The sequence below is a fragment of the bacterium genome (assembly GCA_040753555.1).
Lineage (GTDB): Bacteria > UBA9089 > UBA9088 > UBA9088 > UBA9088 > JBFLYE01.
Genome location: JBFMDZ010000001.1, coordinates 17,004 through 31,869, shown reverse-complemented (window position 1 = coordinate 31,869; position 14,866 = coordinate 17,004). Strand labels below are relative to the sequence as shown.

The 14,866-nt window shown below is 36.4% G+C and carries 19 protein-coding genes; all 19 read left to right on the top strand.

Annotated elements, in window-relative coordinates:
- Nucleotides 1-51 precede the first annotated feature (51 nt).
- The 19 genes from AB1630_00190 to AB1630_00100 all read left to right on the top strand — a co-directional run bounded on the left by AB1630_00190 (nucleotide 52) and on the right by AB1630_00100 (nucleotide 14,862).
- Complete coding sequence (locus tag AB1630_00190) at nucleotides 52-1,149, top strand: ABC transporter substrate-binding protein (GenBank protein ID MEW6102232.1); 1,098 nt, start codon at nucleotides 52-54, stop codon at nucleotides 1,147-1,149.
- Nucleotides 1,146-3,116 (top strand): putative cobaltochelatase, encoded by a 1,971-nt coding sequence (locus AB1630_00185; protein ID MEW6102231.1) that lies wholly within the window; start codon nucleotides 1,146-1,148, stop codon nucleotides 3,114-3,116. Before AB1630_00190 ends, AB1630_00185 begins: the two co-directional genes overlap by 4 nt.
- Before the next feature lies 1 nt (nucleotide 3,117).
- Nucleotides 3,118-3,891, top strand: coding sequence for a cobaltochelatase subunit CobN (locus AB1630_00180; protein MEW6102230.1), 774 nt, complete (start codon nucleotides 3,118-3,120; stop codon nucleotides 3,889-3,891).
- Nucleotides 3,892-4,104: 213 nt separating this feature from the next.
- Nucleotides 4,105-4,539, top strand: a complete 435-nt coding sequence (mreD, locus tag AB1630_00175) for a rod shape-determining protein MreD (GenBank protein ID MEW6102229.1) — start codon at nucleotides 4,105-4,107, stop codon at nucleotides 4,537-4,539.
- Complete coding sequence (gene mrdA / locus AB1630_00170; GenBank protein ID MEW6102228.1) at nucleotides 4,536-6,341, top strand: penicillin-binding protein 2; 1,806 nt, start codon at nucleotides 4,536-4,538, stop codon at nucleotides 6,339-6,341. Before mreD ends, mrdA begins: the two co-directional genes overlap by 4 nt.
- 66 nt (nucleotides 6,342-6,407) lie before the next feature.
- The gene (locus AB1630_00165) at nucleotides 6,408-7,631 is read left to right on the top strand and encodes an ATP-binding protein (GenBank protein MEW6102227.1); all 1,224 of its coding nucleotides are present in this window, start codon (nucleotides 6,408-6,410) and stop codon (nucleotides 7,629-7,631) included.
- Between the two features lie 4 nt (nucleotides 7,632-7,635).
- Nucleotides 7,636-7,869 (top strand): hypothetical protein, encoded by a 234-nt coding sequence (locus AB1630_00160; protein MEW6102226.1) that lies wholly within the window; start codon nucleotides 7,636-7,638, stop codon nucleotides 7,867-7,869.
- 90 nt (nucleotides 7,870-7,959) lie between these two features.
- On the top strand, nucleotides 7,960-8,160 hold the full coding sequence (locus tag AB1630_00155; protein ID MEW6102225.1) for an HNH endonuclease signature motif containing protein: 201 nt from the start codon (nucleotides 7,960-7,962) through the stop codon (nucleotides 8,158-8,160).
- 55 nt (nucleotides 8,161-8,215) lie between these two features.
- The gene (locus tag AB1630_00150; protein MEW6102224.1) at nucleotides 8,216-8,884 is read left to right on the top strand and encodes an endonuclease V; all 669 of its coding nucleotides are present in this window, start codon (nucleotides 8,216-8,218) and stop codon (nucleotides 8,882-8,884) included.
- 154 nt (nucleotides 8,885-9,038) lie between these two features.
- On the top strand, nucleotides 9,039-9,212 hold the full coding sequence (locus tag AB1630_00145) for a hypothetical protein (protein ID MEW6102223.1): 174 nt from the start codon (nucleotides 9,039-9,041) through the stop codon (nucleotides 9,210-9,212).
- Entirely contained in the window at nucleotides 9,209-9,979 is a 771-nt protein-coding gene (locus tag AB1630_00140; GenBank protein ID MEW6102222.1) for a DUF1828 domain-containing protein, read from the top strand. Before AB1630_00145 ends, AB1630_00140 begins: the two co-directional genes overlap by 4 nt.
- Complete coding sequence (locus AB1630_00135; protein ID MEW6102221.1) at nucleotides 9,955-10,293, top strand: hypothetical protein; 339 nt, start codon at nucleotides 9,955-9,957, stop codon at nucleotides 10,291-10,293. Before AB1630_00140 ends, AB1630_00135 begins: the two co-directional genes overlap by 25 nt.
- Nucleotides 10,277-10,420 (top strand): hypothetical protein, encoded by a 144-nt coding sequence (locus AB1630_00130; GenBank protein ID MEW6102220.1) that lies wholly within the window; start codon nucleotides 10,277-10,279, stop codon nucleotides 10,418-10,420. The genes AB1630_00135 and AB1630_00130 overlap by 17 nt, the downstream gene beginning before the upstream one ends.
- 155 nt (nucleotides 10,421-10,575) lie before the next feature.
- Nucleotides 10,576-11,739, top strand: coding sequence for a DarT ssDNA thymidine ADP-ribosyltransferase family protein (locus AB1630_00125; GenBank protein ID MEW6102219.1), 1,164 nt, complete (start codon nucleotides 10,576-10,578; stop codon nucleotides 11,737-11,739).
- A gap of 230 nt (nucleotides 11,740-11,969) precedes the next feature.
- Nucleotides 11,970-12,698 carry a DUF72 domain-containing protein gene (locus AB1630_00120; GenBank protein ID MEW6102218.1) on the top strand — a complete coding sequence of 243 codons (729 nt, stop codon included), beginning with the start codon at nucleotides 11,970-11,972 and terminating at the stop codon, nucleotides 12,696-12,698.
- Between the two features lie 21 nt (nucleotides 12,699-12,719).
- Nucleotides 12,720-13,364 (top strand): SagB/ThcOx family dehydrogenase, encoded by a 645-nt coding sequence (locus AB1630_00115; protein ID MEW6102217.1) that lies wholly within the window; start codon nucleotides 12,720-12,722, stop codon nucleotides 13,362-13,364.
- Entirely contained in the window at nucleotides 13,351-14,100 is a 750-nt protein-coding gene (truA, locus tag AB1630_00110) for a tRNA pseudouridine(38-40) synthase TruA (protein ID MEW6102216.1), read from the top strand. The genes AB1630_00115 and truA overlap by 14 nt, the downstream gene beginning before the upstream one ends.
- Nucleotides 14,100-14,660, top strand: coding sequence for a guanylate kinase (gene gmk / locus AB1630_00105; protein MEW6102215.1), 561 nt, complete (start codon nucleotides 14,100-14,102; stop codon nucleotides 14,658-14,660). The genes truA and gmk overlap by 1 nt, the downstream gene beginning before the upstream one ends.
- On the top strand, nucleotides 14,647-14,862 hold the full coding sequence (locus AB1630_00100; GenBank protein MEW6102214.1) for a DNA-directed RNA polymerase subunit omega: 216 nt from the start codon (nucleotides 14,647-14,649) through the stop codon (nucleotides 14,860-14,862). Before gmk ends, AB1630_00100 begins: the two co-directional genes overlap by 14 nt.
- Nucleotides 14,863-14,866 lie beyond the last annotated feature (4 nt).

Here is a 14,866-nt window from a genome sequence, read left to right as displayed (position 1 = left end):
TTACAATTTGCAATTGTTTAGCGAAGCTAAACACGTACGGTGAAAGTAAAAATGAGGATAGCATTGATCATCTTTCTTATGGTTTTTATTGCCGGTTGCGCACCAAAACCAGAAGAGGAAGTGAGTCTTTCAAAAGGGATTGTCATAACCGATGAAATGGGAAGAAAGGCAGCTTTTACCAGTATTCCAGGGCGAATTGTGGTCTTGACTGGCTATCCTGCTGAGGTTATCTGTGCCTTAAAAGAAGGAGAAAGAATTGTAGGCATCTGCAACCCTGAGGGTGAATATATTCCTGAGCTTCGTAAGAAGCCATCAGTGGGAAAGAGTACAGTCACTCCAAATCTTGAAAGGATCATAGAACTTAAGCCAGATTTGGTTATAGCCTATCAGTGGACAGAGAAAGAGGTGATAGAGAAGTTAGAGAGAGCAGAGATAAGGGTTCTTTGCTTTAGGGTTTGGACGCTTGCTGAAACCCTCCAATTTATTGAAAAGATGGGAAAGTTGCTTGGTAGAGAGAAAGAAGCAAATCAGCTAAAGGAATTTATAAATAGTAAGATAGATATGATTAGGGAGAAAACAGAAGGTATCCCTGTTAAAAAAAAGCCAAGCATATTCTGTGAGGTCTTCAAACCCTATCAATCAACGGCTCAAGGAGAAAACTCAATGAAAACACCATGGGGGAAATTTATGTATAAGAGTCCTACGCAGATTCAGATAGAGATAGCAGGTGGGATAAATTGTGTAGGAAGACAACCTGTTCGCTCCCCAATAATGAGTCCTGAATGGGTTGTAGAGAAAGACCCTGATATTATCATAAAGATTCCTTGGGTTGAAGGGGTTGGCAGTATACCTTCTTTAGAAGCTATGAAGGCAATTAGAGATGAGATCATGCACAGGGAAGGGTTAAATCTTATAAAGGCAGTAAAGGAAGGGAGGGTTTACATCATCCATTCAAAGCTTTGTGCTGGACCAAGACAGGTTATAGGTACTTGTTATAAGGCAAAATGGTTCCACCCTGAACTTTTTCCAGATCTTTTGCCAAAGGCTGTGCATAAAGAGATGCTAAAGAGATTTTGGAAGATGGAATTGCAAGGAACTTGGACCTACCCTGAGGAGCTTAATCTTCCTGTTAAAGGAGGTAAAAGATGAGTTGTAAAGCTATAACATTTCCGTTTACTGCTATTGTTGGTCAAGAGCGGATGAAGAAGGCTTTGATCTTAAATGCCATAAATACTCAGATTTCTGGGGTACTTATTCGAGGAGAAAAAGGGACAGCCAAATCAACTGCAGCCAGGGCATTAGCAAATCTTTTGCCAGAGATTGAGGTGGTCAAAGACTGCCCATTCAGCTGCCATCCTGAGAGGGAAGAATTGATGTGTGAGCAATGCCGTAATCGAAAGACCCAAGGAGAAAACCTTCCAGTAATTAAAAGGAAGATACAGGTAGTCAATCTCCCTGTAGGCTCAACTGAAGATAGGGTAGTTGGAACCCTTGATATTGAACATGCCCTAAAGACTGGAGAAAAGAGGTTTGAGCCAGGAGTATTGGCTGATGCAAATCGAGCCATACTCTATGTAGATGAGGTAAATCTCTTAGATGACCACATTGTTGATGTCCTACTTGATTCTGCGGCTATGGGTATAAATACAATTGAAAGGGAAGGAGTCTCTTACTCTCATCCTGCCCATTTTATCCTTATTGGCACCATGAACCCTGAAGAAGGGGAATTGCGACCTCAATTGCTTGATAGATTCGGTTTATGTGTGAATATTGAGGGGATAGACGAGCCTAAAGAGAGGGTTACAATCATCAAAAGAAGAGAGCAGTTTGAGGAAGATCCAGCTAAATTTGCTGCTGAGTGGGAAAAAGAAGAAAGGAGACTGAGTGAAGCAATCCTTACAGCTCGCAGATTACTTAAGGATGTGGTCTTTCCTGATGATATGTTAGACCTAATTGCCAAGATAGCAGTCGATATGCGAGTAGATGGCCACCGAGCAGATATATTTATGGTGAAGACAGCTAAAACAATTGCCGCTTTCAACCAACGCACAGAAGTTACAGAGGATGATGTCAAGGAAGCAGCAGAGTTTGTTTTGCCCCACCGAATACGAAAAAAGCCTCACCAGGGAGAAAAGACAGAACAACAAAAGCTGGAACAGACCTTTAAGAAGCATAAGGAAGAGAAGAAACAGACAGATGGCTATCAGAATCAGGATAAGGAAATGAACAATTGCCAGCCTCAGGCCAGGCAAGACGCAAGCAAAGAGACTCTCTTTGATGTAGATAGGCAGTTTCAGGTAAAAGAGTTAAACCTGGCAAAAGAACGAGAGCTAAAAGAGGGGACTGGCAGAAGAAGCAAGACTATTTCTGATGATAAAAGGGGTAGGTATATCAAGAGCTGCTTACCCAAGGAGAGAAAGGATGATATTGCCTTTGATGCTACATTCAGAGCAGCAGCACCACATCAGATAAAAAGAAATAAGGTTTCAGAAAATCAGAAAATAATTATTACACCTCAAGATATTCGGCAAAAGCAGAGGGAGAAGAAAGTTGGTAACCTGATAGTCTTTGTGGTAGATGCCTCAGGGTCTATGGGTGCCTCACAACGAATGTCAGCTGCCAAAGGGGCTATTCTCTCTTTACTCACTGATTCCTATCAAAAAAGGGATAGAGTAAGTATGGTTAGTTTCAAGCAAGATAGAGCAGAGGTCTTGCTTCCTCTTACCAACAGTGTGGAATTGGCTTCGCAAAAACTATCTGAGTTGCCTACTGGAGGGAGAACTCCTCTTTCTTCAGGCCTGCAATTAGGATTTGAGATTATTAAACAAGAATTAAGAAAGAACAAAAGACTTGCTACCCTAATGGTGTTGGTTAGCGATGGCAAAGCTAATGTCTCTATAGAAAAGGGAGGTAAACCATTTGAAGAAGCAAAGGCTATAGCTTACAGGATAAAAGAAGCAAGGGTAAAATCTCTGGTAATAGATACAGAAAGAGGATTTGTCCGCTTAGGAAGATTGCAGGAACTCTCTTTGGCTTTAGGTGGGAAGTATTATTCTTTAGAAGAGATAAAAGCAGAGAATGTCTCTTGTCTAATCAGAGAATTTACCGAGGTTTAACATTGAAGAAAAATGGGATATAAGAAAACATTCTTTAGAATTGAAAGGCGAACTAAAAGATTTCGCACTTGCCAGAATCTTTGGACCTTCACCAACAGAATATGCGACATCAATGAGAACATTAGTTGAAAGTAGTGCTTGGAAAGATGAAAAAGACTTAGTCAAGAGTTATGATGATAGTATGAGTTATGCCTATTTCAAAGGAAGAATAGAGAAAAATGAGAAGATATTCTCCAATTTGCTTAAATCCATTGATATTGTAACTCAGGAAAGGGATAACACAGAGTACGAGGTTACAGACCTAGATCATTATTATGAATTTTTAGGAGGACTATCAAGAACAGTTCAGGATAAGAGAGGAGAAAAGGCAGAGATTTTGGTTATAGATTCTACAGAAGAGGAAGTGGTTGTAGATGATTTAAAGATAGCGATTGAGCGGGCTACAAGAACAAGAACACTTAATCCTATTTGGATAGAAGGGATGTTAAAGCATGATTTTCATGGCGCAAAGAAGATAAAAGATAGGGTAGAATATCTTCTTGCTTTTGCTGCCACTACAGGCAAGGTTGAAAGTTGGGTATTTGATAAGGTCGCTGATAGATTAATATTTGATGAGGGGATGAGAAACAGACTTAAGCAGAACAATCCATATGCCACTATGAAGATAAACGAACTACTGTTAGAATCCGCAAGAAGAGGGTATTGGAAAGTAGAAAAAGAAAGGTTGAAACATTTGCAAAATATTATATTAAAGATGGAAGGAGATATTGAATGATAACATGCTACCGCAGAAACGCAAAAATATATTTGCACTTCGTAGGTGCAAGTATCTCTAAATTTGTAAATTTTTTCTCTTGTTTAAAAGGCTAATCGCTAAAAGCCAAAAGCTAATAGCTAACACATACTTAATCGTTATTTCTGAATTACAGAACAAATACACCAATCCTTGCCATTTTTTAAATAAAAAGTTTAAAATAAATTGGTGTTTTTGGCAATAATTATTCTTTTTGCGTTTCTTGTTCAAGCATCAGGAATACTCATTCTCTTTAATACATCTTGCAACCTTCTTCTTATAACAACAATATTTGCCTCCTTGAAATGTATTCCGTATAGCGCAGGTTTTTTTGGATTTTTCTGCGGCATACTTTTAGACTTGCTTGGAATAAGGCGTTTTGGAATAAACGCTTTGTCTTTTTCTATAATAGCAATATTGGTAAGCATTTTTTCAAAGAGGATATACCATAGGGTTTATATTATCTTTTTCCTTGTCTTTTTATCAACCATATTTTCTGGCATTATTTCTTTATTTCTTCTTTTTCTTTTTGAGGGTTTTTTGCTTAATTTTTTTCATCTTTTAAAGGAGGGTTTGTATAATTCTCTCCTTGCTTCTTTAATCTTTATTTTTATAAGAAAGAGGCTATGAAAAGGAAAATTTCCTCCCTTTATATAATATTTTTTCTGTTATTTTTTATCCTCCTTTTATCCTCTTTTTATCTTCAAATAATAAGGGGAGGTTATTTTAAAGCCAGGTCTTTGAAGAATAGGATAAGAATAATTCCACACCCCCAATCTAGGGGGATGATATTTGATAGAAAAGGCAAGGTTTTGGCAACAAATGTAGCTAATTTTTCCATATCCATTATTCAAGAAAGCCTTTCAGATGAACAAATAGAGGGTATTTTATCAAAGATTTCTTCTATTGTTCCATTTGATAGAGAAAAGGCAAAGAAAAGCATGAAAAAAAAATCTCTTCGCAGGTTTGAACCAGCCACAATTATAGAAAATATTTCAAAGGACAATGCTTTAAGGATAGCACTTGCCTTTTTTGATATGCCATCCCTTGTTATAGATGCAAAACCTCTTCGTTATTATCCGAATTCAGAGCTTGCCTCACACCTTTTAGGTTATATTGGACCCATCACAGAGAAGGAATTTAAAGAAAAAGAGGGTTATCTTATTGACGATAGGATTGGAAAAAGTGGCATAGAAAATGCATACGAAGATATTCTTAAAGGAAAGATGGGAGGGGATGTTATTGAGACAAATGTCTCTGGAAGGACAATCCGGATATTGGGGAAAGAAGAGGCAATTTCTGGATGCAATCTTTATCTTACAATTGATAAAAACCTCCAAGAAATAGGAGAAAAAGCCCTTTATAAAAATGGAGCAATTGTTGCTATGTCTCCAAAGACAGGTGAGGTTTTGTGTATGGTGAGTAAGCCTGGTTTTAATCCTTCCCTCTTTCTTAAAAAGCTCTCACCAAATGAGGCAAAAGAGACCATTTTTAATCCATCCTATCCCTTAGCAAACAGGGCAATACAATTTCGCTATCCACCCGGCTCTCTATTTAAAATTGTTGATGCCTATCTTGGGTTAGAAGAAGGAGTTATAGACCCCCACGAATACATTGAATGCACAGGAAGGTTTGATGTAGGAAATAGGAAATTTTTCTGTTTTGGGAAACAAAGCCATGGAATGGTAAATCTTATCTCTGGCCTTTCCCATTCTTGCAACATCTATTTTTATAAACTTGGCTTAAAAATAGGAGCAGGCAAACTAATTGAGCAAGCAAAGATATTTGGCCTTTCTTCCCTAACAGACATTGACCTTCCTTATGAAATTAAGGGAAAAATTCCATCTCCATCCTGGAAGGAGCGTATTTTTAAAACAAGATGGTTTGCAGGCGATACAATAAATCTTTCCATTGGACAGGGATACCTTCTTGTAACACCTATTGAAATGGCTGTTTTAGTTTCCTCAATTGCAAATTCTGGTAATATATTTAAGCCCTATATTGTCCAATATATAGAAGAGCCAAATGGAAGGGTAATAAGGAAAAAGCCTGTTTTAAAAAAGAAAATAAATATGTCTTTTGAAACCAAAAGCCTCTTGGATAAAGGGTTAGAGGAGGTTGTTCTTTCTGGAACAGGAAGGGGTGCATATATCCCAGGGATTAGGATTGCAGGGAAAACAGGAACAGCACAGAATCCACAGGGAAAAGACCATGCCTGGTTTGTCTGCTATGCTCCGGTTGAAGACCCAAGTATTGTTGTTGTTGTCCTTGTTGAGCATGGTGGACAGGGTGGAATTGAGGCAGCACCTATTGCAAGAAAAATTTTAACAGGATATTTTGGAATAAAGGAAATAGAGCCAATTGAGCCTGGAACAGAGACAATGGAAATAGGGACAGAAACAGAAAATATAGGAACACAGACAGAAAATTAGGAAATTATGCAATAAGAATGCAAATTTGTCTTGACAGATAACCCTTTTTATATTATAATATGACTTATGGTAAAGAAGGTGTATATTCATCGTCAAATTGAGGAATCACTTAAAGCCTTTGTTAAAGAATTCCCTGCCGTTGTCTTAACTGGCCCACGGCAGACAGGAAAGTCTACTTTACTTGCACATATCTTTGCCAAGTCGCATAAAATTCTTTCCTTTGATGACCCGTTATTACGAGAAAGGGCACTTTTAGACCCAAAGTTCTTCTTAGAAAAAGCAGGAGATAGGGTAATATTTGATGAAATTCAATATGTGCCAGAAATTCTCTCCTTTATAAAGATGCTTATTGATAAAGATAGGCAAAAAAAGGGTCGTTTCATTATGACAGGTTCTTGTGCCTTTAATTTGATGAAAAATCTAACCGAAACATTAGTTGGTCGGGTTGGTATTTTAGTCTTATTGCCATTTGCTAAAGGGGAGATAGAAAATATCTCCTTTCTAAAATCAATGACTAGCCAGGACTATTTTATCCATAGTTGTCTACAAGGAACCTTCCCTGAAGTTTGCCTTGAAAAGAGGGATTCTTCTCGTTGGTATGGAAGTTATATCTCTACATACCTAGAAAGGGATATTCGCTCTCTTTATAACATAGGTAATTTAAGGGATTTTCAGAGATTCTTACAGCTATTAGCCAGCCGTTGCGCCCAAGTTTTAAATCTAAGTAGCCTTTCTTTAGATTTAGGGGTAGCAGTAAATACCGTTAAAAAGTGGATTTCTGCATTGGAAGCAAGCCAGCTAATTTACCTTCTGCCAGCCTATTATCAGAATCTGGGAAAAAGGATTACCAAAAACCCAAAGGTCTATTTCCTAGACAGCGGTTTGGTCTGCTACCTCACAGGATTAAAGGATGAGGGGCATTTGATAAAAGGGCCAATGGCAGGAAGCCTTTTTGAAAATTATTGCATCCAGGAGACAGTTAAGTTCTTCTTTAACCATGGACAAAGACCAAATCTCTTCTATTTAAGAACCCATAATGGATTAGAGATTGATTTGATTATAGAAAGGGATAAGGCATTGTATCCTGTTGAATTTAAGATGTCCAAGACCATTAATCTTAAGATGGCAGACCCAATAAAGAGATTCAAGGATCTATTTTCTAAATTAAAGATTAAAGAGGGAAGAATAGTCTCTTTGTGTGAAGAAGATTTCCCTTTATCAAAGGATGTCTTTAGTCAAGATATAAAAGGATACATAATGTGGCTTGAGGAGACCTTTTTGTCTTTTTAGGATTATGAAAGAAAATATTATTATCAAAGGTGCTAGGGAGCATAACCTTAAGAATATTGATGTAGAAATCCCAAGGAATAAGCTCACAGTAATCACCGGGCTTTCTGGCTCTGTTGAGACAGGAATAGCCATTTCAAAGGGAAGCCTTATTGTCCTTGCTGGAAGGGATGAGCTTGTTTTTTCATCCTCCCTATCCTGTCCTGATTGCGGGGTTTCCTATTCTGAAATATCTCCTTAGGATATTTTCCTTTTGTTAGATAATACTGGTGGTTCTACTAAAGTCTGTTTTAAAATTCGCTCCTTAAACAACGATTATTACGGCACCTAAATAGTACTAAAATGTAAAGGTGGAGCAGATACAGAGGATAATCTTATAGTTGTCTGTCCAACCTGTCATAGAAAGATTCATCAGGCGCCACAGATGTATACTCCAAAACGACTTAAGATGTGTAAAGAAAAACTTATTAACATTTATGGAGAATGGATAGTTAAAGAATGGACAAGAAACAATAGAAACCGAAGCCTCTAATTTTTGTGAAAGCCCTTGCTTTTTTATCTTAAAAATGATATTATATTTTGCATAAATACTAAAAATAGTTACGAAATACTTTAATCTTCATCCATTTGATGTAGCCATAGATGAAGCAAAAAGGATACAGAAAAACCTTGCAAAGAGGATTGTCTTAAAAAAGATTGAGCAAGAGGTAGTATCAGTTGCTGGCGTTGATGTAGCATTTAGGGATGAATATGGTTGTTGTGCAATTGTTGTTTTAAACTTTCCTGAACTTAAGGTAGTAGAGGAAGTAAAGTTAAAGACAAAGGTAGGTTTTCCATATATTCCAGGTTTTCTTTCATTTCGTGAAGGACCCTGTATCTTAGAGGCGATAAAGGGGCTAAAGAGCGAACCCAATCTTTTTCTCTTTGATGGACAGGGTATTGCCCATCCAAGAAAAATGGGTCTGGCTACACACATTGGAATCCTTTTGGATAAGCCATCAATAGGATGTGCAAAGAGCCATCTATTTGGAGATTTTGGAAAGATAGATAAGAAAAAAGGCTCATTTTGCTTTATAAAAAAGAATAAAGAGGCAATCGGTATAGTTTTAAGAACAAGGGATAATGTAGCACCTGTATTTGCTTCACCCGGATATAAGATAACCCTGGAGGAGACAAAAGAATTTATCCTAAAACTTTCTCTTAAATTTAGAATCCCTGAGCCTTTAAGATTGGCTCATTCCCTTTCAATAAAATAAAGAAATTCAAACCTATAAGGCTTGCGGAACTAACCTATCAGCTTCTTTCATTATTCAGAGAGAAAACGGCTCATCCTTGATAATAAATTTAAAGGATGTTATAATAAGGATATAGAATTCCAGACCAGAGAGGTGGTTTGGAGAGTGCGGTTTAATGAGAATTTTAAAAGATAAAGAGATAGAAGAATTGCTTAAGGAACCAAAAATATTACCAGTTACAACATATCAAGATTTTCATTCTGGACTAAATTGTTTTCTTAAAGATAATAATTTTAAAAAGCCAGAAAATAAACAAATTGAACTTTTTAATGGAGGTGATTTTCTATGATACCTGAAACTATCGTCCAAATATTTCGTCAAAAGGTTTGCGAAAAAATTAGTCTTGAAAGCGAAGGGATAGACAGGTATATCGTGTTTACTCCCTTTATGTTTGATGATGGAGACCACCTGCCCATTCTCTTAAAGCAAGAAAATGGACATTGGTATTTAAGCGATGAGGGGCATACTTTTATGCATATAAGTTATGATGAAATTGATATTGAAAAAGGAAGACGGGCTAAAATTATAGATACAGTTCTTGGGTCTTACAAAATCAAAAATATTGAAGGTGAGTTAAGGGCTTATATTGAAAATGAAAATTATGGTGATGCCCTTTATAGTTTTATTCAAGGGCTAATTAAGATAACAGACATTTCTTATTGGACAAAAGAGGGTGTGCGAGGAGCATTCCTTGAAGATTTTAAAGCCCTTTTAGAGGAAAAGATACCAGAGGATAGGCGAGTATTTAATTATAGCGATCTCCAACACGATGTAGCAAAAAAATATATCGTTGATTGTCGGATTAATGGAGCAAAACGGCCACTTTTTGTTTTTGCTGTTTTAAATAATGATAGATGTCGGGATGCTACCATAACCTGTCTTCAATATGAGAAATTTGGAGTTCCCTTTGTTGCTACAGCTATTTTTGAAAATCAGGAAAAAATCAACCGCCGCGTCCTAGCACGCTTTAGCGATGTCTGCGAAAAACAATTTCCCTCATTACAATCTGCTAAAGAGAGATTTGACCCCTATTGGAAGGAAATATTAGAGAGATAAGGATGGCTAATGGCAATAATCAGAGGAAAAAGGATAGTGCAAGGCTGGTTTGGGATACAAAGCCAAGAAGGGCACCTAATCCAAAGGATATAGAATTCCAGACAGCAGAGGTGGTTATTCCAAACCCGCAGTATAAAAGACAGATTCTTATATCTTTCACTGATGGTTTATTGGGTGAAGAAGAGATTGATAAGCAAAAGATGAATAGGCTTATCTGGGGCGATAATCTTCTGGCAATGCAAGCCCTCCTTGCTCAAGGATATGAAGGCAAGATAAATCTTATTTACATATGCCTTAATGGACATTACGGTTAGCCGAACATCAGCCAGAGAGCAAGAAACTTATAATGCTTTAATGAAGGTGGCAAAGGACAATTTCGCTGTTTTAATAGATTACTGGGCAATTGACTGGGATTACGATGGCTGCACCTTCAAAAGCTAGTGGCAGGTATTCAGGGAAAATGGCAAAAAGGCAAAGACAGTCCCAATCATCGCAACAGAAACACTGGATAAGAGAAAGAATAGAACCATTGCTGTGCGGGTGGTGGACATATTTGGCAATGATGCGGGTGTAATATTGGAAATTTAGGAGGAAAAATGGCGTCAATCAAACATTTATATTATATCACACATATTGATAATTTGTCTTCCATATTAAACTATGGCATTTTATCTCATCATCAGGTGGAAGAACGCCGAATCAACTATACACCAATTTATGATAAAGAAATTATAGCAAGTCGTCGTAATAAAATTTTATTAAATGGTAAAAATTTGTGGGATTTTGCAAACCTATATTTTCAACCACGAAATCCTATGTTATATAGGGTTATATGCGAAAAACCCATTGAAGATATTGTAGTTATTGCGGTTAAGAAAGACATTTTGAACCGTGATGATATTTTTATCTCAACCGGTAATGCAGCTAGTTTTGCTACAGAGATACTTCCAGCTAAAGAAGGAAAGCAGGCACTACTAAATGAATTAACAAAAATACTTGAAAAAGAATGGTGGACTGAAGAAAGCGGCGATAAAAGGAAAATAATGGCAGAGTGTCTTGTTCCAGAAATGGTTTTACCAGAATATATTCATACGATTTATGTGGCAGATCATAATATTGCTAATAAAATAAAAGAATTTTTATCATCGTTCCCTATATCTGTTGTTCCCCAACCAAATATATTTTTCAAACCTTCTCGTGAGATAGAAATTACCCCATTGTTATATGTAACAGACGGAGATATGTTCTTTTCAAGAATGCAAACACTTACAATTAGTGTTAATTGCATTGGTATTATGGGAAAAGGTCTTGCCTCTCGTGCAAAATGGCAGTTTCCCGATGTCTATGTTCAATATCAATATGTATGCAGAAATCATACATTACAAATGGGGAAACCATATCTTTACAAGCGAGAAGGTTCTCTTGATTATCAATTAGCTGATGAGCCATCTACCTTAAAAAATGGAAATGGTGCGACATGGTTTTTACTTTTTCCAACTAAACAACATTGGAAAGAAGGTGGAGATATCAAAGGGATTGAAAAAGGGTTGAATTGGATAGTTGATAACTATAAGAAAGAAGGGATAAAGTCTCTGGCTTTGCCTGCACTTGGCTGTGGACTTGGGAATTTAAAGTGGCAAGATGTTGGAGCTTTAATGTGTAAGTATTTATCAAAATTAGATATTCAAGTGAGAATATATTTACCCGCAGAAAAGAAAGTTTCTGAAGAATATCTTACTAAAGATTTTTTAATAGGATAGGATTAAAATGGCAAAGAAAAATAATGAATCATTTTCACAAATGTATTTGGCAAAAGCACTTAAAGGAGAGGTGTAGGCATGGGTGAACCAGGGTTGGCCTTGGGTTACCCAAACTACGCTTGAACTTTTTGTATGTGTTTAGCTAATATTTAAGGAAAGCCTGTAGAGTCTAAAGAGTCTATTAAGGTAAATGAATTTTAGCCACCTAAACATATACGAGAAAAGTAAATATGCCTAATGTTTTTATTGGGACATCGGGTTTTAGCTATGAGCATTGGTATGGAAATTTTTATCCTCCTTCCCTTGCTAGGGAGGAGATGCTTTCATTCTATAGCGAGCATTTTCAAAGCGTAGAGATAAATAGCTCATTCTATCGCCTTCCATTTGAGGGCATGATAAAGGGATGGTATAGAAGAAGCCCAAAGAATTTTAAGTTTGTCCTTAAGGCTTCTCGTAGAATTACCCATCTATTAAAGCTTGTTAATTGTAGTGAAGCCCTTAAGATATTTTTAGATAGGATAAAAGGGCTAAAAGAAAAATTATCTATTGTTTTATTCCAGCTTCCACCATCGCTTAAAAAGGATATTCCAAGGCTTAAAGGCTTTATTAAGGAGCTTCCCAATAATTTTTCTTATTGCATTGAGTTTCGGAATAATTCCTGGTTTGATAATGAAACATTTAGCCTTTTAGGGGAAAACAATATTGCCTCCTGCATTGTAAGTGCGCCAAAGATTGAAACACATATTGTAGCAACCAGCCCTTTTGTCTACATCAGGATGCATGGAGCAACTAGCTGGTATAATTATGATTATTCTTTAGATGAGCTTAAGCAATTAGCTTATGAAATAAATGGATTTTTAAAGGATGGCATTGATGTCCATTGCTATTTCAATAATGACTTTGAAGCATATGCTATAAAGAATGCAAAAGGGCTAATGGAGTTGGTTAAAAATTTGTAAAATTATCCATAAAATGATATAATGAATGGAATGATTGAACCTCCTATCTTTAAAGGGTATTCAAAGGCAAAAAAGATTAAACTTCCAGATACCTTTAAATATAAAGGGCTATGTGTTGAGGAGGCAATTAGGAAAAGAAGGTCATTAAGGGATTTTTCTTTAGAGCCTATTTCTTTAGATGAGCTTTCTTTATTACTCTTTTGTGCGAATGGTATAACTAGCAAGGCTGGATTAAGAGCATCACCTTCAGCTGGAGCACTTTATCCAATAGAAATCTATCCCCTTATCAATCGCGTAAGTGAAATACCCCAAGGAATATACCACTATTCTGTGAAAGACCATTCTTTGGAAGAATTAAAAAAGGGTGATTTTGCAAAGGAATTTACAGAATATTGCCTGGGTCAGGATGTAATTTACAAAAGCGCTGTAAGTTTTATAATGAGTGCCATCTTTGAGAGAACCAAATGGAAATATAAGGATAGGGCATACAGATATGTCCTATTAGAAGTAGGGCATATAAGTGAAAATATCTATTTATCTACTACCTCTATGGGATTGGGATGTTGTGCAATTGGAGCATTTTTTGATGACCAAATCAACGAGGCTCTGGGATTAGATGGTGTCAAAGAGGCAAGTTTGCTTATAACCTCTATTGGAAAAATTTAGAAACATCAAGCTTACAATAGCCTATGATGGAACAAATTATTATGGATGGCAAAGGCAGAAGGATAAGCCAACGGTTGCTGGAATGCTTGAGAGCGCTATATTTAAGGTTTGTAAGGAGAGGGTAAAAATACTAGGTGCAGGAAGGATAGATAAAGGAGCGCATGCATTGGCTTTTGTTGCAACATTTAAAACAATCTCTAATATTCCAATTTTAAACATAAAAAATGCCTTGAATTCTTTTCTTCCTTATGATATAATTATAAAAGATATAAGCGAAGTAGGGCTTTCATTTAATCCAAGGCATTGTAAAGAAAAAAGGTATAGGTATATTGTTCTAAATGATTCTTGTAAATCACCTATGTTTTTAAGGTATAGCTATTTTTTTCCAAAATTTCTTGATATAGAAATGATGAGAAAGGCAGCAAATGTTTTTATTGGAAAAAAGGATTTCTCTTCGTTTGTAAGACAAGATGGAAGAAATTGTATAAGGGAGATAAAATCTATTGTCATCTCTTCCAAAATGGGCATTTTTTCTGAAAACCTTATATTTTTTGATATTGCAGGCGTAAGCTTTCTTTATAATATGATTAGGTGTATTGTGGCAACCTTAATTAGGGTTGGAAGCGGGCTTCTTAATTTAGATGATGTATCTTCCATCATCCTTGCCAAAGACAGAAGGTTTGCTCCCTGGATTGTTCCTTCACAAGGGCTTTTTCTAGTAGGGATTGATTATTGATGATTATTGTTATCTCAGCACCATCTGGAACAGGAAAGACAACAATTTGCAGAGGGCTATTAGAAGAATTCCCTGATTTAAGATTTTCTGTATCTTATACCACAAGAAAACCAAGGGAGGAAGAAATAGAAAAATGGGAATACAGGTTTATAGATATTAACAGGTTTAAAAGGATGATAGAGGATGATGAATTTGTTGAATGGGTGAAGATATTTGGAGATTATTATGGAACATCACGCCATACCCTAGATGAGGCAAAGGATTATGATTTACTTCTTGATATAGATGTTGTTGGCGGAAAGAACATAAAATCCCTATATCCAGATGCTCTCCTTATATTTCTTCTTCCACCATCAATGTCAGAGCTTGAAAGGAGGCTAAGAACAAGAAGAACAGACTCACAAGAAAAAATAAAAGAGCGGCTTTGTAAGGCAGAATATGAAATGGAAGAAGGAAAGCATTATGACCATATTATTGTAAATGAAACACCAAAAAAAACAATATCTTTGATAAAAGAAATTATTTTAAATAAAAAAGGAGGAGAAAATGATGCTATATAACTATGATGAGATGCTAAAGCATGCAAAGAGCAAATTTCACCTTGTTAACCTACTCGCAAGAAGGTCAAGGGAGTTAAATAGATGGGTTGGTTCTGAAACAGACATAGTAAAGATAATCCCCATCGCCATTGAAGAGCTATTAGCTGGAAAGTTAAATAGCGAAGCAAAAGAAAAAGAGCCTCAAGAAGCCTTAAGAGAATAACGCA

Bases quoted from the DNA above. Each gene is read 5' to 3' on its own strand.
- mrdA (MEW6102228.1), top strand. From the start codon at position 4,536: ATGAAAAGGAAAATTTCCTCCCTTTATATAATATTTTTTCTGTTATTT.
- AB1630_00165 (MEW6102227.1), top strand. From the start codon at position 6,408: ATGGTAAAGAAGGTGTATATTCATCGTCAAATTGAGGAATCACTTAAA.
- AB1630_00185 (MEW6102231.1), top strand. From the start codon at position 1,146: ATGAGTTGTAAAGCTATAACATTTCCGTTTACTGCTATTGTTGGTCAA.
- gmk (MEW6102215.1), top strand. From the start codon at position 14,100: ATGATTATTGTTATCTCAGCACCATCTGGAACAGGAAAGACAACAATT.
- AB1630_00160 (MEW6102226.1), top strand. From the start codon at position 7,636: ATGAAAGAAAATATTATTATCAAAGGTGCTAGGGAGCATAACCTTAAG.
- AB1630_00100 (MEW6102214.1), top strand. From the start codon at position 14,647: ATGATGCTATATAACTATGATGAGATGCTAAAGCATGCAAAGAGCAAA.
- AB1630_00145 (MEW6102223.1), top strand. From the start codon at position 9,039: ATGAGAATTTTAAAAGATAAAGAGATAGAAGAATTGCTTAAGGAACCA.
- AB1630_00120 (MEW6102218.1), top strand. From the start codon at position 11,970: ATGCCTAATGTTTTTATTGGGACATCGGGTTTTAGCTATGAGCATTGG.
- AB1630_00140 (MEW6102222.1), top strand. From the start codon at position 9,209: ATGATACCTGAAACTATCGTCCAAATATTTCGTCAAAAGGTTTGCGAA.
- AB1630_00190 (MEW6102232.1), top strand. From the start codon at position 52: ATGAGGATAGCATTGATCATCTTTCTTATGGTTTTTATTGCCGGTTGC.
- AB1630_00130 (MEW6102220.1), top strand. From the start codon at position 10,277: ATGGACATTACGGTTAGCCGAACATCAGCCAGAGAGCAAGAAACTTAT.
- AB1630_00115 (MEW6102217.1), top strand. From the start codon at position 12,720: ATGAATGGAATGATTGAACCTCCTATCTTTAAAGGGTATTCAAAGGCA.
- AB1630_00125 (MEW6102219.1), top strand. From the start codon at position 10,576: ATGGCGTCAATCAAACATTTATATTATATCACACATATTGATAATTTG.